Origin of the sequence: Cytobacillus sp. FSL H8-0458 (assembly GCF_038002165.1) — a bacterium.
Taxonomy (GTDB): domain Bacteria; phylum Bacillota; class Bacilli; order Bacillales; family Cytobacillaceae; genus Cytobacillus.
Genome location: NZ_JBBOBR010000001.1, coordinates 1,528,409 through 1,544,796, shown reverse-complemented (window position 1 = coordinate 1,544,796; position 16,388 = coordinate 1,528,409). Strand labels below are relative to the sequence as shown.

Genomic DNA, 16,388 nt, shown 5'->3' with positions numbered 1-16,388 from the left:
AAGAGCACCCTTTAGTTAAAAAGGACGATCACCATTTTTGTGGAAATCGTCCTTTTATATTTCCTGCTGAACAGGAAGAGCAAGCTTTAGATATGTTCCATGATTAAATTGCACACCTCTTAGCTCTCAACAGCTGCATCTATAAGCATTTTTGTATAGGGATGTCTGTCTTCTGTAAAAAATTCATGGGAGTGAAACACATCAACAAGGTCGCCTTTTTGCAGCACCGCCACCCTTTCACACATATACTTTACAACTGCCATATCGTGAGAAATGAACAAGAAAGACATTTGAAACTCTTCTTTTAAACTTTTTAGCAATTGTAATATTTGTGCCTGTACAGATACATCTAAGCTGGATGTAGGCTCATCGCATATGAGCAAATTAGGCTGAAGGCTAATCCCCCGGGCAATTGCCACCCTTTGTCTCTGCCCTCCGCTTAACTGATGTGGATATCTTTCTAACAGGTCTCCATGTAAACCAACTTTCTCAAAAAGAATGCTGCCCATTTTCTTTTTATCCCCCCTCACTTCTTTTAAAAAAGGAGGTGATACTTCAGGATAATTTTCAAGCGGCTCAATAACAGACTTCCAGACAGGCAGTTTTGGGTTTAGAGAGGCAGTTGGATCCTGAAAAACAACTTGAATATTTCGTCTTGCTTCTCTCAGCTCTTTTCTATTCAAATTTTGGAGGTTTATTCCATTAAAGGTAATTGTCCCTGAATCAATCCTTTCAAGGCCAAGGATACATTTTGTAATGGTGCTTTTCCCACTGCCGCTTTCCCCGATGAGGCCCAGGCACTCACCTTTATTTACTTCAAAAGAAACATCATTTACTATCTTATTTTTTCCATAGAACTTAGAAACATCGTCAACTAAAAGGATAATAATCCCCTCCCGTCTGGGCCGTCAATCTTGGTTCCAGATCTTCGGCATCTTTAGTTAATCGCGGCCTTGCCCAAATAAGCAACTTTGTGTAGGGATGCACTGGATGCTCCCTGACAAAGTCTGTTGGTCCCTCTTCTACAAGCTGGCCGCGAAACATGACAGCCATACGATTTGTTCTTTTTATTACATGCTTTATATCATGTGTAATCAGCAATACACCACAATTCACTTCTCTTTGCAGCTCTGCAAGCAAGTCCAGAATATTCTCTCCTGTTAAAACATCCAGTGCAGTTGTTGGTTCATCCGCAATAATTAAGGAAGGCTTAAACATAAGAGCTGCTGCCAGAGAAGCCCGCTGAAGCTGACCGCCGCTGAGCTGGTGCGGGTAACTTTCAAAAACTCTTTCAGAAGGAAGCTCTACTCGCTCTAACCAGTGTAAGGCGGTTTGTCTGGCCTGAATCTTGTCAAAGTGCTGATGACTTTGAAGTGTTTCAATCAATTGTTTTCCTACTCTGCTAAAAGGAGTAAAGCTGCCTTGGTAGTTTTGGAAAAGAAAAGAAATCTCCTTTCCCCGCAATCTTCTCATCTCTTTCTTAGTAGCATTAATTAACTCTTTCCCCTGAAACAGTATTTGACCTTCTGAAACGTTTAGTGATTGTGGAAGCAATCCTAAAATTGCCGCAGCAGTCACACTTTTACCACTTCCGCTTTCCCCCGCAAGCCCGAGCATTTCCCCCTGGTGAATCGCAAAGCTCACGTTTTTAACTAACTGTTTGCTCTCCTGCTGGAAAGCACTCCCTAGTGAAATTGATAATTTCTTCACTTCAAGGACAGGGGCAGCTTTCTTTTTACTTTTTATGTCCTTGACGTCGCCGGTCCTTGCAGGAATGTCCGTTACTGTAGACATTTTATACCTCCTATAATCAAAGTCCCTTCCTATCCAAAGTATCTCTTAGCCCTTCACCAATTAAATTGCATGACAGTACTACAAGAAAGATGGCCAGGCCTGGGTAGATCATTAATTGGGGCAGAGTCTGAAAATACGGTCTTCCGTCATTTAACATTGCTCCCCACTCTGGATTAGGCGGCTGTGCTCCAAGACCAAGATAAGACAGGGAAGATATAATTAAGATGACTTTGCCCACATCAAGGGATGCGAGCACAAGGACCGGTGAAAGGATCTGCGGAAGCAGGTGTCTAAAGAGAATCTTCCAGGTTGGACTGCCGCCGACCTTTGCTGCCAATACATACTCTTTTTCCCGTTCTGACAAGATAATTCCCCGGACAACTCTCGTATAGTTAATCCACTTTACGAGTACAACAGCTAACATTAAAATGGTTAAGCTTGGCCCTAAAAATCCTGCAATTGCAATCGCTAATATAAACTCTGGAAGAGCAGTTAATCCATCTGCGAGACGCATAACAAACGAATCAAATCGCCCTCCTATGTAGCCTGAAATTAATCCGAGCGGTATGCCAATAACAATAACTGTTGCTATCACAACCGCTGTAATTCCAAGCGTTACCTGAGAGCCAACAACAAGCCGGGAAAATATGCACCTTCCCATATGATCCGTCCCCAGAGGATAGGTTAAGCTTGGAGCTGCTAATCGCTCAGCCATATTTGCTGTTAATGGGGCATTAGGAACCAGGAAAGGACCAATAATTGTAAGAAGTACGATAAAGGAAAGCAGGAGTAATCCAAGCAGTGTAAATGGCTTGAACCTGGTGTTTCTACTGAAAGAAAAGCTTAGCTTTTGTATTGCCCGTTCCATTTTCAAGCCGCCTCCCCTCTTCCTTCTTTAATCCGCGGATCAATTAGATAATAGGACAAATCCACGAGTAAATTAACAGTTACGACAAACACACCTGTTAATAAAATATACCCTTGTATCACCGGGTAATCACGGCTGAATATGGCATCAACGGCCATACTGCCAAGACCCGGCCATGAGAACAATATTTCAACCACAACTGCTCCACCCAGGAGGCTCCCCAGGCTTAACCCAAACACCGTAATGACCGGTAAAAGAGCTGCCCGAAACGCATGAAACCATAAAATTCTCCATTCTCTCACACCTCTTGCTCTTGCTGCTCTGATATAATCCTCAGAGTAGCTTGCCAGCAGGCCTGCTCTCAGTAATCTGGCATAAACAGAAGCCAGAGAAAATCCCAGAGCAAAGGATGGCAAGATACTTTGTGAAAAACTTCCCACTCCAGAAGAAGGCAAGATTTGCAGTTTAAAAGCAAAAAGGTATATAAGCATTAGCGCAAGCCAGAAGCTTGGGATCGAAGCCCCGACCAGGGCTAGTATTCTGCTTATTTGGTCAGGCCATTTTCCCGGAAACCGGGCTGAAATCAGGCCGAGAGGAACAGAAATACCTATCATCACAAGAAGACCGCCCGCTGCAAGCTGAAGGGTGATCGGCAGACGCTGCATCATTTCATCCCAGACAGGCTTTCCAGTCATATAGGATTTTCCTAAATCCAGTTGAACAACACCCAGCATCCACTTGCCATACTGAACGTAGAAAGGCTGATTAAAGCCAAGCTCTTCCCGGAGCTTAGCCTGATCAGCTTCAGTTACCATCATTTCGTCTGCATTTAAAATCGTCAAAACAGGATCACCCGGGGCAAGTTTCATTAAACCAAACGTGAAAATAGACAATAAAAACACAACAATTACTAATTGCACAAGGCGCTTTTTAACGACCGCTAACAATTTATTTCACATCCATTGTATGTGTTAAAATATAATACTCCTCAGCTGCAGGCTCCCAGTCTTGTATACGTGAATGAACTCCCACAAGAATATTAGGATAAACCGCATAGCTATGTGCCCTTTCTTTATTGATCACATGTGCTGCTTCTTTTGTTAGTTCTGTTCTTTTTTCCATGTCACTTGTTGTATTCAATGTGTTGATTAACTCATTCAACTCAGGAATATTTATTTTACCAACGTTTAGTGCTCCTGTTTCCGTAAAAGCAGTATTAAGGAAATAGCTTCCATCTCCACGCGGAGAGGTGTTATTGCTATAGGTAGCTAAATCCCAATCCTTATTTTCAACTAAGTGTGTATCAGCGTTCTCAACATTTTTTATTTCAACCTGCACACCCGCTTTTGCTGCATCGGATTGAAACAGTTGAGCAATCAACGGCAGTTCCGGCCGAGCTTTGTATGTAATTAACTCCAGTTTTAACGGCTTTCCGTCCTTTTCCATTTTACCGCTGCTATTTTCTACGTATCCTGCCTCATTAAGGAGTGTTTTTGCCTTATCAACGTCAAGCTCTTCCACTTCGTCACTAATTCCAAATGGCAGATTGCTATTAAAAGGACCATTAGCTGCAACAGCATGACCAAGCATAATATCGTCTGCCATACTCTTACGGTCAATTAGCAAATTTATTGCTTCTCTAACTTTTATATCAGATACGTTTGAGCTTTGCTGATTATACAGGAAGAAGTGTGCGCGAAGACCTGGTACAGAATTAACAATCAATTCTTTATCCTTTTCAATTGCCCCTAACCCTTCAGCCGGAAGATTGTACACAATATCTGCTTCTTTTGATTGAAGTGCCATAGCTCTTACATTTGCGTCTTCATTAAACTTAATAATGGCTGAATCAATTTTCGGTTCTCCAGCCCAATAATTCGTGTTTTTCTCAACCTGTACTTCCTGGTTGGGAGTAAAACTTTTCACCTTAAAAGGCCCTGTCCCGACTGGAGCATTTCGAAACCCCTCTTCTCCTATCTCTTTTTCTGCTGCCACATTAACAATTGATGTATATGGATTGACTAATTCAGACGGCAGTGCCGGGTATGGCTCAGTAGTTGTAATAGTAAGCTCCTGCCCATCGGCTTGCATTTCTTTGATTTTTAAGGAGCCTCCTAATGATTCATTTGCTGCAATGCTTCTCTCAAGGGAAGCCTTAGCAGCTGCCGCATCAAACTTTGCACCGTCCTGAAACGTCACATCGTCTCGCAAAGTAAAATTCCATGTAACATTGTCCGCGGTTTCCCACGATTCAGCAAGCCAGCCTTCTATAGTAGAATTTTCATCAAGCTTTAACAGCGTTTCGGTTATCCCCGTGCGAATTGGTGTAAAGCCAGTATGCGGATCTAAATTAGCCGATTTAAAACTAAAGATCATCGTTACCTTTTTTTCCTGCTCATTCTTTTCTTCCTTTGCAGCTGTATTGCTTTCTTTTGAAGAGCAGGCAGTAGTTAATAGAAGGACTAACCCGGTAATTATTAAAAGAAGACATCGTGAACACATGATTTTTTTCATTGTTTTTCATCCTTTTATCTTTTAATTATTGAATTTTTATTGCGTTTACCAAGATGGAAGCAATGTTAATGCTCTGAATGCAGGCCATGTAACACTCCATTCATGGCCAATGTAGGATTGTTGTTAAATAGGATTCATTACGATTTAAAAAGCAGAAATATTCAACGATCGTTAGTGTAGAAATATATGTATTTAACTAAATAATTTCTCTGGAACTTTCTTTAACTTGACCCTGTTACAATAATTAGTTTCTTCTCAAGCTGCCTGTTCTTTCGCTATTTTTTTTATTCCAATAAATTCACTCCTTTTTGTTAAAACGTAATAATTACGATTTAAATAAGAATAAAACTATTAAATCACAAATATTTTAGTTATGCAATCCCCTTGTCAATAGACATGAGCATTAATGAAAGTTTTTGTGAGTGCAGCTATTACTGCTTTAATAATGTGGTAAATATCCCTCTTTGCGCCGAACATTTTTCAAGCAATAAAATAATCTTCAAAATGTAAGTAATATCTTTGAAACTCCTATACATATAGTTTAATTTCAAAAATAAGCTGTAATCATTACGATTTAAAACAAGAACGAGAGAATACAATTAAAGATTCCTGGAGTTATAATTAGCGGATTCTAGGTAGCGGAAAAACCTCATTCCTGCAGAATAGTTTTAAACGAATTAAGTGAAGAGAGTGTATGAATCCTTAGGTTAACAGCAATCCATTATATGAAATTTTAGGAGGATGTATTTGCTTGAAATGTTCACTAAAAAGTGTTTTCTAGGAGGCTTTTGATCAAGCAAGCTCGATCACGAATAGATATCTTGTTTATTGAAGGAACAAAAATAACATCTCAACAATAAGGAGCTATTCCATATAAAAAGATTGGGATAGCTCCTATATTTTATATATAACAATAATCCATCTTATTAACTGACTTCAGATGCAGAGGTGATAGATCACGATTGTATTAAAGTTTCTAATTTATGAGCTGCAATACAATAGCATAATACCTCCACTAACTTACTGCTCAATATCCCGCTTATTAAATCCTATAAACCCGGCTAGCGTCAGCACAGCGGCAGCCACACATAATAACAGCAGCGGGACAATTGAAAATTCCTCAATCGGTGTCTGCGGAACATGGCCAAAAGGAGAAATGCTGCCGATCCATTCAGAGAATTGGAATAAACCTCCTAAATAGAGCGCAATAAATGAATATAAAACATAAAGCCAAATGAAACCAGAGAATTTCGGCAGGAATCCAATCAGAAAGACGGCAAGGCTGATCATGACCAGCATGGCTGGATAATAGGACAGTGCTGCCCCAAAAATCATTCCAAAGGATAACCCGCCTTCAACCACAGAAGTCCCGGCAGACCATAGTCCGAGTGCTGCCAGTGAGATCATGAGAAATCCATTAATGACAGAAATAACGAAATAGCTGCCTAGCAGTTTGGTCCGGGAAACCGCTCTGCTCAAAAGATGAACAATTCGTTCTTTCTTCTCTTCACCTCGAAGTTTATTCATGGCCATCACTGGAGGAATCGTTGCCATAAGTGAAATAACAATCATCAGCATGGGAATGAATTGTTCCACCAATGTTACTCCTTCTGTTGGCTTAAGGAGCTGCTTCATGGCTTCATTATCGGAGAAAAATGATTCCAGATCCCCTAATACTGAACCGTAGGAAGCCCCGAGCACAAACATCCCGATTGCCCAAGAAATGATTCCGGTCCGCTGCAATCTTAACGCATGGCCGATCGGACTCTGCAAAAAGCGGGATGCATATTGTTTTCCGGGCCTGGATGGAAGAAATCCGCGATCCAGATCCCGAATAGCATTCAAATAATTCGCAAAGGCAAATAGAACTATGGCTGCAGCAATCATCAATACAATTGGCCACCAATTATTAGAATCATAGACTTCTGCTTTGGTTACCCAAGCGAGCGGCGAAAGCCAGGATAATGATTCATTGCTGATGTCTGTGATTGCTCTAAAAAGATAAGAAATAAGAAGGATGGCTATCGAATACCCAATTGTCCCCCGTGAACTATCTGAAGCCTGAGCAAATACGGCTGTTACACCTGCGAAAAATAGACCCGCCGCCCCTAATGCAGCACCATAAAGCAATGACCCTTCCAGATCCATGCTTTCAATTCCAAGGGCATAAAGGCCGAATCCATTAATCAAAGCCAATCCGATGCAAGCTGCCGATACTGTAAGCAGTGATGCATTTAAATAGGATAGACGCCCTACAGGCAGCGATCGGAGCAATTCCAGGCGTCCATCCTCTTCATCAGCCCTGGTATGCCGCGTTACAAGCAGGATGCTCATTAAACCAGTCACAGCTGCTGTCATTAAAAGCATTTGATGGGCTGTCATGACACCAATTGTATAGTTGCTTAAATCCGCGGGACCAGTCATGGCAGTCATCGCCGGGTTGGCCATCGTTTGTGCCATAGCATCCCTTTCCTGCTGGGAATTGTATAATCCCTGAAAGGCTGTTGGAACGATTATCGTAAAAAAGGTAAGTGCCAGCACCCACATTGGGATCCGCAAACGGTCCAGCCGGAAAATAAATTTTGAAAGGAAAGCAGTTTTTGCCAAATGATTGCCTGCCATCAGCGGACACCTCCTATATCCTTTTCCCCTTCATAATGGCGCATAAATAAATCCTCTAGGGTTGGCGGGGCACTTTCCAGCCTGCTGATGCCAAATTGGCTAATATGCCTGATAACTTCATCTATTTGCATCGTATCCACTTGAAATGTCATCCCATGTTCACTTTCTTCAATGTCATGAATGCCTTTCATTTCATTCAAACCTGTAATCGGCAGCTTCGTGTCCACGAGCATTTGAGTCCGGGTTAAATGGCGAAGTTCACTTAAAGTTCCCGACTCAATAATCTTGCCTTGACGGATAATGCTTACCCGGTCGCACAGCTTTTCTACCTCTGATAAGATATGACTGGACAGGAGAACGCTCTTCCCTTGTCTTTTAACATCTAATACACATTCCTGAAAAACCTTTTCCATCAAGGGATCGAGTCCTGATGTCGGCTCATCCAGAATCAACAGGTCAGCATCAGAGGAAAAGGCTGCAACCAGAGCCACCTTTTGCCTGTTTCCTTTAGAGTAGGTACGGCACTTCTTGGATGGATCCAAATCAAACTTCTCTATTAACTCCTCACGTTTTGTCTTATTTGCAGCACCATTTAATTTTATGAATAAATCAATGACCTCACCCCCTGTTAAGTTCGGCCATAAATTCACGTCACCAGGCACATAGGCAACCCTTTTATGAATGTCGACTGCATCCTGCCAGGCATCCTTGTTAAAAAGCTTTACTTCCCCATCCGTTGCCTTTAAAATCCCCAATAATACCCGAATAGTGGTTGACTTGCCTGCTCCATTTGGGCCAATGAACCCCAGTACCTCACCTGCGTTTAACTCAAGATTTACCCCATCCAATGCCGTAAACTTGCCGAATTTTTTTGTAAGATTGGTTACTTTTAAAAGTCTCATGCTCATTCCCCCCCATTTTTATAAAGTGAAACTTCAATCAGTGGGGGTTTTCTTTATCCCCCACTGATTGTTAGTCGCGTTCTAGTGTCGCTAAGATCTCCGCTAGCGCTTCGATCAATCGACACTACGAACCCGATTGGTTCAACTAAGCCTCTGCCTGCGCGTCGGCAAGTTTCACTGTATCTCACCAATCGGGCCTTTACGGGCAGTTTGACCCCCACTTATCATCCTTTGATTCCTCTGAGTCTTGAAGTGGGGTCTTACTGCCCGTTAGACTGCGATAAAAACAGCTCTTTAAAATTTCTTTATAGCTGTCCCATTCGTTAAACACCTCGGTACCGATATCCTCAAATGACTTAATTTTGGCGATTTGCAGTTCCGCAAAACCAGTCATGGTCCAATTCAGGATATTCATTGCCTTTTCAGGTTCTATATCCTCCCGAAGCTTTGACCAGTCGATGTTTTCGTAGATTCTTTTGAAGCCATCTTTTTGAATGTTTGCCAGGAGCTGATTTTTTTCAGATTTTACATCCTGCGCATCTTCTTCAAGCAGGGATTTCAAGAAATTAAATACAAGGGGATACTTCTTTTGAATGTTTAATTTAATAAACCCTATCTGGCTGATCCTTTCAAAAATGTCCCTTTCATTCATGTCTATTTCAACATAGATTTGTTCAATGATGTTTAGTGCATTCTGAATTAAAAATAAGTACAAATCCTTTTTATTGCTGAAATAGTTAAACAATGAGCCTTTACTTATTTGTGCATCCTTTACCATTTCATTTGTAGATGCCTTTTCAAAGCCGCTCTTTACAAATTCCTTCATGGCCGCATTGATAATCCGTTTCTGTTTATCGGGTTTTAAGCTGTAAAAAGTAGTATTAATTATATTGCACTCCTTTCACAATAATGACCAATGTGGTCATTTTAAAAATAACAAAATTGACCACATTGGTCAATATTTTTCCGTCAATTTTTTTGACAAAATTTATCAATTTGTTATTCTTAGTTTTATTTGAAAATAGAGGGGATACATGCTAATAAGGGGGTGATCAAATTGACTTTGCTTTTCTATAAAGCAATGGAGGCTTTCAAAAAGGATGCTGAAAATCAGAAAAAAGAGAAACAGCAAAATGAAATGTTGAATGTACAAAAGAAATAATGACACGAATCAGCTCTTTCATCCTTTTGGATGATTTTTTTTTGAGTAACAAGTCTCTCCTCCAGAACAGAGAGAAACTTGACTATCCGAAAAAGTTACTGATATCCTTATTCCGTTGCACAGGTCTTCTATTTTTACACTTATGGAGGTTTATTTTGAAAAACACCCCTATTAATAAGGTCTATTTTTATATCATATTGGCAATATGCATAGCTGCCTCCATACTGTTTGTCCAAAACAATGATTCTTTCTATGAACGCACAATAGCTGAAGTAAAGGAAGTCAAACTTGTTCACTCTGAAGAAGTTACGGATATTTACGATAATGAAGACCGTGTATATGAACAGCGGATTATAGCAGAAATAACAAATGGAAAGGCAAAAGGACAGTATATTCTCATAACAAATCAGTATTCAAAGTCCAAAGCGTATGATTATGAAATTCAAAGCAGCCAAAAACTATTTGTGTCCATAAAGGAGAAAAAAGAAGGTACTGCAGAATTAAGCGGAGATATCCTTGATCTGAAGCGGGATCATTACATACTATTAACAGGATGGATTTTTATCCTGATACTGCTCTTTGTCGGTAAAAAGCAAGGTTTCTTTTCCATCATCAGCCTGACAGTAAATGCTGTGCTGCTTTCCTATGCATTGGATGTTTATCTGAAGAATCCGGAAATAAGCCTGCTGCTGATATGCAGCGCAGCAGTCATCTTATTTACCGTTACCTCCCTTTTACTTGTAAACGGCTTTAATGAAAAGACGTATGCTGCGATTATTGCAACGCTTGCGGCTACATTCTTGTCGTTGTTGATCACTTATTTGGTCATATGGTTTACTGGCGGGAAGGGGCTAAGATACGAAGAGCTCCAGTTTATAACCAGGCCCTATCAGATGGTGTTCTTAGCCGGATTATTTATCGGCTCGTTAGGAGCGGTTATGGATGTAGCCATTACCATGTCATCTTCCCTATTCAGCTTATATGAAAAGAATAACAGCATTCCCTTGCAGGCTCTTAAACGCTCTGGAATGGAAGTGGGCAAAGACATTATGGGCACCATGACGAATATTTTATTTTTCGCCTATATCAGCGGTTCCCTTCCGATGCTTATTTTGTATATAAAAAATGACTCACCGCTTGGGTTCAGCCTATCCATGAACCTTTCACTGGAATTAGCCCGGGCACTTGCCGGAGGAATTGGAATCGTAATCACCATTCCGATTGGCTTGTATACTGCCATATATTTCATTAATAGAAAGAGGGCACGAAAATGAATGCAATACTAGTGCTGGCAGCCATATTATTTATTCTGATGACCCTTATAGGCGGCAAAAAAGGAGCCAGATCATTTTTTGCGATCTTCCTCAACTTTGGAGTGATCATTTTCGTGCTTTTCTTTATGAACGATCCAAACATCAATCCGATAGCCGTTACATTAATTGCCTGTGCCTTTATTGGCTGCGTCAATCTATTTTTTATAAATGAAGTGAACATTAAGACGATAACCGCCTTTCTGGCTTCAATCATGACTACGATCGTTCTCATTGTGTTCATTGTCATCATTGCAGAAAAAGCCATGATTCAGGGATTTGGTGAAGAGGAAATAGAAGAGTTGAGCATATTTTCCCTTTATATTGGGGTTGATTTTGTTAAAGTGGCTGCGTCTGTCATCATCATGAGTACAATTGGCGCCATTACGGATGCTGCTATGGCCATATCTTCCCCAATGAGGGAAATTCATTATCATCACCCGGACATTAGCAGAAAGGAATTATTTCAAGCCGGCATCAGCATCGGCAAGGATATTCTCGGAACAAGCACCAACACATTATTTTTCGCCTTCTTCGGCGGATATTTAGCACTCCTGATATGGTTTAAAGACCTATCCTATTCACCGGGTGAAATTATCAATTCAAAGATTTTCAGCGGGGAGATGATTACAATCTTCTGTGCAGGAATTGGGGTAACAATGGTGATTCCCATTACTTCCTGGATTACCGCACTGTATTTGGTGAAAAGAGGAAATTCGGCTGATACCGCTGAATAGCTTCCTCACAGCATGAGAAGGATGAATTACTTATTTTTATAGGTTTAACCTTCATCCTTCATCAAGCCTGACATAGATAACTTGCGACACTGGCATGGCTGAAGCCGCTATACAAAGGAACTCCAAACACTTTAGAAAAATCCTCCTTCGGATATACCCTGAGCCCAGCTGTATTTTCATATTTAATGAAGTTAAAGCTTCGTTTTTACTTACTGAGCACACATCCCAAGGTAAAAAAGGAAAATTATAAAAATGATATATTAAAAATGACACCCGTAAGGATGTCATCATTTTTCTGGTCATAGATTTAGCTTTGTGGAAAATATATATTCTCCACTTCGCGCGGATACGCTATTTGAAGCAGGCCTCCACTTTGAATCTCTGTACGCATGTATTGAGGATCGGCTGGTTCCGGAAGTTCAATCGTCCTTTGGAAATCCCCATAAGTTCTTTCTCTTTTAACTACTATTTGATCGGGATAGAATCGTTTTACATGTCCCGAGATTTTCAGCTGCTTGCTTGAAATTAAATTCAGGGAAATTTCGGATGGATCTAAACCAGGAATTTCGAAAATAACAAAGTTATAGCTTTCATTCTGATAAATATCACATTTCGGAAAAGCTTCCTCCCGATGCCGGCTCTCATTAACATATTTGTTCTGCAGGACACTAGTCCAAAAATGACTATTTTGATATTCATTCGTAATCTCAAGCCACTTTCTGATTTTTTCTATATCCATCCCTGTACTCCTTTATATTTGATTCGTGATCGGTGCAGATGGATTAGCTATTTGATCCTGGTCGCTGACATCAGGGTCAACGTTTCCGGAATTTAACACTGCCGTGGTTGGTGAAAAATCACCCATAGAAAAATTTGCTCCAATAAACTTGCTATTAGCGGTATGACTGTTATGCACCGTAGGTCCAATATCAATATTTCCATTTTGTGTAGCACCATTTACCTTTATATTTAGGATATTTATTTGATAAGGCATACTTTACCTCCTCTTAATAAACTGGCGGCATAGGCGGTCTTGGCTGATTCACATAAGAATTATCGCTTGTGCCGATTTCTGTCTGATCATTCACATCAGGATCAATATAGATATTCTCCATCATTCCTTCCGTCGGAGACAAATCTCCATAAGAGGAATTCAGCCCTTGTAATTTATTTTTGGAAGAGTGGCTATTATGGGTGGCCTCACCGACTGTAATGGAACCATTACCGGAGATACTGTTAACCTTTAGATAATACAGATTTATGACAATAGACATTTAAAACACCCTTCTGTCCTTAATCCTGGTGAATCCTAATGGCCCCCTAAATTCTTCAACTGGAATTGACTGAATTCCTTTATTCAATTGGGTATGCATTTTTTCTCCTCCCTAGACTTTTTCCCTAACAGTCTATTCTAAATCTGGGAATTGGAATAGGCTTCTACCTATTGAGAAAGCCAGCTTTCCCCTTTCATAGCTAGATGAAAACTGTCAGAGCTTAATATTCGTTAAGAACCAGAAGAGTGATTAATAATTTATCTAACCAGGAAGAGCCAAAGGTTATAATAAAAAAGATCGGTGGAGTGATAAAATCAGAGGATATTCGGAGTGAATTTGCCTGAAATGGTCCAATCAAAAAAAGGACTGCTCCTGCAATCCCTGTAAATAACAGTATTTATATTAATATATCTTCCAAGACAAGCCTATTATAATGCGATCTATATAAAAGGTTATTATTTTTAAAGTTTAATCTTCAATAAGCTCTGTAAAGCCTTTTGAAGACTTGTGGCCACATCAATGTGAGAAATATTGATTCCCAGGTGAGTCAATGTTTGAGCAATTTCAGGTCTGATTCCTGTTAATGTAGCTTTAACACCCAAAAGAGTTAAAGATTCTACAACCCTTATGATTCGGTCTGCCACCATGGTATCCACAACAGGAACACCTGATAAGTCTATAATGATATGCTCCAAAGAGAACTCATTGCTTTTTGTAAGAGCTTTCTCCATTAATTCCTGGGCTCTTTGAGTATCAATATCTCCTATCAAAGGCAGGATTCCAATTTTCGAAGTAATTTTAATTACTGGAATCGATAATTCTAATGCAGCAGCTTCTGCTAAATTAATACGTGTGTAGAATTTCTTTGAATATGAAATACTCAGCCAATGAACGGCTCGATCCACCACAGAATCAAAGTCTGAAATTATTTCATAAAACTGTTCTATTGTCAGTTCCAGCTGGGATGCATCGTCCCTGATAATATGGCCAATGAGGTTTCGATAATCCCTGACTTCCTTTAGTGCTATATCTATTGGGAGATTATAATTCACCAATGTGTCTACAGCTTCATCTCCCCATTCTTTAAGAACCTGATAAGTTGTCTCTATATCACTTGCGATTGATTGTGCATATATCCCGACAAGATTTTCACGCCATTGAAGTAATCTGGAAGCCATTGATTCAGAAATCTGGTTGGATTTTAAATCTATTTTTTGCCTGATTAATTCATGCTTTTTGCTGAGTATGTCTTCAGATATTTTCTTCTTATAATCAACCTCTGTTTGATTGATCAGATTATTCCCCTCCCATATGTTATGGCCTGTGAGCTTAATATATCATATTAGACTGCACAAAAAAAACATTTTGTTACTTTTAAAAACCTTTCAGGCCGAATAGGAAATAGCGATCAATCCTTAATTGGATTTAGGATTTTATCCAAATGGTAAAACTTCAGATTCAGATCAGATGCTAGCTGAATATCTCTACTGCAGTTTCAGACCGATTGCTTGTTCTGCCGAATTCTTCCCCTTCACTTGCTTGAGTGTCGCAACTATAAGAAAGCTGACAATTACCAATAAGAGCCAGGAGCTCACTTTTCCCAGATGAACAAGACTCCAGGCCTCCGCCTGATTGGGATATTCCCACGCTCCAAAGAATGTGGCAATATTCTCAGCTACCCATATAAAGAACCCGATGAGCACAAAGGAAAGTGAAATAGGCATTCGGTAAGCCTTTCCGCCGACCTCATAACGGACCCAGGATTTCCAAAACATAATGATCACCAAACCGGACAGCCACCAGCGGATATCGATCCAATAATGATGGGTGAAAAAATTCAAATAAATGGCAGCGGCGAGAGGCACTACTGTCAGGAATGGCGGCCAATTGATCAGATCAACCTTCAGCCTCCTCCACGCCTGGCAAAGATAACTTGCTACACTGGCATACATGAAGCCGCTGTACAAAGGAACCCCAAAAACTTTGGAATACCCCTCCTCCGGATATGCCCATGAGCCCATATGTACCTTAAACAGTTCCAGTGCAAGCCCAATTATGTGGAACATCGTGATAACCTTCAATTCATCCTTCGTTTCTAAGCCAGATCGCACCATCACCCATTGCATCAGAAGACAGATGATCAGCAGCCAGTCATACCGCGGCAGAAAAGGCATCGGTATGACGTTGGTCAAAGCCAAAGAAGCAAAAATGACAACAGGAAACACACAGGACAAAGCCTGCTCCCAGCCGAAACGAAACAACTGTTTCAGTGACCTCAACGGCTGAACTTCCATTTTTCGAATAGTCATTTGCATTTGAAATCCCCCTTTCATTGGGACAAAGGGGAAAGGTTATTGTCCCAACCGGGACGATGAACCTGTCCCCCCATCCCCTTATTCATCACTGCGATACTCCAGGATATCTCCCGGCTGACAATCCAGGGCTTTGCAGATGGCCTCCAAAGTGGAAAACCGGATCGCTTTTGCTTTTCCATTTTTCAATATAGAAAGGTTTGCCATGGTGATTCCTACCCTCTCTGAAAGTTCTGTTACACTCATTTTCCTTTTTGCCAGCATTACATCAACATTGATTATAATCGCCATGTTCTCACCTCAAACCGTTAAATCATTTTCTGATTTTATCTCGATTGCCTCTTGCAGCAGCTTTTGGAGAACAGCCGCAAACACTGCGATAACCATCGATGCAAAAGGAACCACCATTCCGACGAAGATGACACCTGGGGCATCGTCTATCTCTGCAAAAAGATAGAAGACCGGCAGTACAACCACATGCAAACCGGCGATGATGATGGCGCAATATTTTATCTTCTTCAAAGCTATGACAGATAAATCAGAGAAAGCTTCATTCTTGTCAATATAGCGCAAAAGCCTGAATGCCTGATATAACGCAAAGTAAAAGGGAATCGTCGAGCCATAAAATACGATGTATACCAGATATTTGATAAACGCAAACTCAGGCAGCAATTCACCTGCAACATTCCCCAGTTCAGGCACAAGAACAATGCACAAAACTAAAATAGGGACTCCTAATAGAATAACGGCTATTTTTAAAAACAACGTTGTTACCTTTTCCATAAAAAGCACCTCACTTCTTATTTTCATTTTGATTTTAATCTATTATTTATTGTTTTTCAATAAATATTTAATGTTTTTTGTTATTTTTTTATTGAATCAGAAGTAAGGAA

Annotated in this window: 17 protein-coding genes and 1 pseudogene; 2 read left to right on the top strand and 16 right to left on the bottom strand. The window is 40.4% G+C overall.

Annotation, left to right across the window (positions count from 1 at the left end; all coding sequences use genetic code 11):
- Window positions 1-119: 119 nt before the first annotated feature.
- The 8 genes from NYE23_RS07360 to NYE23_RS07325 all read right to left on the bottom strand — a co-directional run bounded on the left by NYE23_RS07360 (window position 120) and on the right by NYE23_RS07325 (window position 9,538).
- Window positions 120-839, bottom strand: a complete 720-nt coding sequence (locus NYE23_RS07360) for an ABC transporter ATP-binding protein (protein WP_341080641.1) — start codon at window positions 837-839, stop codon at window positions 120-122.
- A 31-nt stretch (window positions 840-870) separates the two neighbouring features.
- Window positions 871-1,794, bottom strand: coding sequence for an ABC transporter ATP-binding protein (locus NYE23_RS07355; RefSeq protein ID WP_341076664.1), 924 nt, complete (start codon window positions 1,792-1,794; stop codon window positions 871-873).
- Window positions 1,795-1,810: 16 nt separating this feature from the next.
- Window positions 1,811-2,662, bottom strand: a complete 852-nt coding sequence (gene nikC / locus NYE23_RS07350; RefSeq protein WP_341076662.1) for a nickel transporter permease — start codon at window positions 2,660-2,662, stop codon at window positions 1,811-1,813.
- 2 nt (window positions 2,663-2,664) lie between these two features.
- Window positions 2,665-3,609 carry a nickel ABC transporter permease gene (nikB, locus tag NYE23_RS07345; RefSeq protein ID WP_341076661.1) on the bottom strand — a complete coding sequence of 315 codons (945 nt, stop codon included), beginning with the start codon at window positions 3,607-3,609 and terminating at the stop codon, window positions 2,665-2,667.
- 1 nt (window position 3,610) lies between these two features.
- Complete coding sequence (gene nikA, locus NYE23_RS07340; RefSeq protein ID WP_341076660.1) at window positions 3,611-5,176, bottom strand: nickel ABC transporter substrate-binding protein; 1,566 nt, start codon at window positions 5,174-5,176, stop codon at window positions 3,611-3,613.
- 1,020 nt (window positions 5,177-6,196) lie between these two features.
- A complete protein-coding gene (locus tag NYE23_RS07335; RefSeq protein WP_341076657.1) occupies window positions 6,197-7,798 on the bottom strand; it encodes an ABC transporter permease in 1,602 nt (533 codons plus the stop codon).
- Window positions 7,798-8,700, bottom strand: a complete 903-nt coding sequence (locus NYE23_RS07330; protein WP_341076654.1) for an ABC transporter ATP-binding protein — start codon at window positions 8,698-8,700, stop codon at window positions 7,798-7,800. Before NYE23_RS07330 ends, NYE23_RS07335 begins: the two co-directional genes overlap by 1 nt.
- Window positions 8,701-8,899: 199 nt before the next feature.
- Window positions 8,900-9,538, bottom strand: a complete 639-nt coding sequence (locus NYE23_RS07325; protein ID WP_286148577.1) for a TetR/AcrR family transcriptional regulator — start codon at window positions 9,536-9,538, stop codon at window positions 8,900-8,902.
- A gap of 479 nt (window positions 9,539-10,017) precedes the next feature.
- On the opposite strand from NYE23_RS07325, the gene NYE23_RS07320 reads away from it, so the two are divergent.
- Window positions 10,018-11,136 (top strand): YibE/F family protein, encoded by a 1,119-nt coding sequence (locus NYE23_RS07320; RefSeq protein WP_076258711.1) that lies wholly within the window; start codon window positions 10,018-10,020, stop codon window positions 11,134-11,136.
- Window positions 11,133-11,909 carry a YibE/F family protein gene (locus NYE23_RS07315; RefSeq protein ID WP_076258708.1) on the top strand — a complete coding sequence of 259 codons (777 nt, stop codon included), beginning with the start codon at window positions 11,133-11,135 and terminating at the stop codon, window positions 11,907-11,909. Before NYE23_RS07320 ends, NYE23_RS07315 begins: the two co-directional genes overlap by 4 nt.
- Window positions 11,910-11,973: 64 nt before the next feature.
- Here the strand turns inward: NYE23_RS07315 and NYE23_RS07310 are convergent.
- From NYE23_RS07310 to NYE23_RS07275, 8 genes and pseudogenes are all read right to left on the bottom strand, one after another.
- A pseudogene (locus tag NYE23_RS07310) lies at window positions 11,974-12,075 on the bottom strand (DUF817 family protein); the annotation flags it as partial.
- 141 nt (window positions 12,076-12,216) lie between these two features.
- Window positions 12,217-12,648 carry an Hsp20/alpha crystallin family protein gene (locus NYE23_RS07305; protein WP_076258706.1) on the bottom strand — a complete coding sequence of 144 codons (432 nt, stop codon included), beginning with the start codon at window positions 12,646-12,648 and terminating at the stop codon, window positions 12,217-12,219.
- A gap of 12 nt (window positions 12,649-12,660) precedes the next feature.
- A complete protein-coding gene (locus tag NYE23_RS07300) occupies window positions 12,661-12,903 on the bottom strand; it encodes a spore germination protein (RefSeq protein ID WP_076258704.1) in 243 nt (80 codons plus the stop codon).
- 13 nt (window positions 12,904-12,916) lie between these two features.
- On the bottom strand, window positions 12,917-13,183 hold the full coding sequence (locus NYE23_RS07295) for a spore germination protein (RefSeq protein ID WP_076258702.1): 267 nt from the start codon (window positions 13,181-13,183) through the stop codon (window positions 12,917-12,919).
- Between the two features lie 461 nt (window positions 13,184-13,644).
- Window positions 13,645-14,361 carry an STAS domain-containing protein gene (locus tag NYE23_RS07290; RefSeq protein WP_341076649.1) on the bottom strand — a complete coding sequence of 239 codons (717 nt, stop codon included), beginning with the start codon at window positions 14,359-14,361 and terminating at the stop codon, window positions 13,645-13,647.
- 306 nt (window positions 14,362-14,667) lie between these two features.
- Window positions 14,668-15,462: a DUF817 domain-containing protein gene (locus NYE23_RS07285; RefSeq protein WP_341080636.1), complete on the bottom strand. Its 795-nt coding sequence runs from the start codon at window positions 15,460-15,462 to the stop codon at window positions 14,668-14,670.
- 114 nt (window positions 15,463-15,576) lie between these two features.
- Entirely contained in the window at window positions 15,577-15,786 is a 210-nt protein-coding gene (locus tag NYE23_RS07280; protein ID WP_048008671.1) for a helix-turn-helix domain-containing protein, read from the bottom strand.
- A 9-nt stretch (window positions 15,787-15,795) separates the two neighbouring features.
- Window positions 15,796-16,278: a DUF2975 domain-containing protein gene (locus NYE23_RS07275; RefSeq protein WP_076258693.1), complete on the bottom strand. Its 483-nt coding sequence runs from the start codon at window positions 16,276-16,278 to the stop codon at window positions 15,796-15,798.
- Window positions 16,279-16,388: the final 110 nt, after the last annotated feature.

Excerpts from the sequence above, each read along its gene's own strand:
- NYE23_RS07355 (WP_341076664.1), bottom strand. The coding sequence starts at position 1,794 with ATGTCTACAGTAACGGACATTCCTGCAAGGACCGGCGACGTCAAGGAC.
- nikC (WP_341076662.1), bottom strand. The coding sequence starts at position 2,662 with ATGGAACGGGCAATACAAAAGCTAAGCTTTTCTTTCAGTAGAAACACC.
- nikA (WP_341076660.1), bottom strand. The coding sequence starts at position 5,176 with ATGAAAAAAATCATGTGTTCACGATGTCTTCTTTTAATAATTACCGGG.
- NYE23_RS07335 (WP_341076657.1), bottom strand. The coding sequence starts at position 7,798 with ATGGCAGGCAATCATTTGGCAAAAACTGCTTTCCTTTCAAAATTTATT.
- NYE23_RS07330 (WP_341076654.1), bottom strand. The coding sequence starts at position 8,700 with ATGAGACTTTTAAAAGTAACCAATCTTACAAAAAAATTCGGCAAGTTT.
- NYE23_RS07315 (WP_076258708.1), top strand. The coding sequence starts at position 11,133 with ATGAATGCAATACTAGTGCTGGCAGCCATATTATTTATTCTGATGACC.
- NYE23_RS07305 (WP_076258706.1), bottom strand. The coding sequence starts at position 12,648 with ATGGATATAGAAAAAATCAGAAAGTGGCTTGAGATTACGAATGAATAT.
- NYE23_RS07300 (WP_076258704.1), bottom strand. The coding sequence starts at position 12,903 with ATGCCTTATCAAATAAATATCCTAAATATAAAGGTAAATGGTGCTACA.
- NYE23_RS07295 (WP_076258702.1), bottom strand. The coding sequence starts at position 13,183 with ATGTCTATTGTCATAAATCTGTATTATCTAAAGGTTAACAGTATCTCC.
- NYE23_RS07290 (WP_341076649.1), bottom strand. The coding sequence starts at position 14,361 with ATGGCTTCCAGATTACTTCAATGGCGTGAAAATCTTGTCGGGATATAT.
- NYE23_RS07280 (WP_048008671.1), bottom strand. The coding sequence starts at position 15,786 with ATGGCGATTATAATCAATGTTGATGTAATGCTGGCAAAAAGGAAAATG.
- NYE23_RS07275 (WP_076258693.1), bottom strand. The coding sequence starts at position 16,278 with ATGGAAAAGGTAACAACGTTGTTTTTAAAAATAGCCGTTATTCTATTA.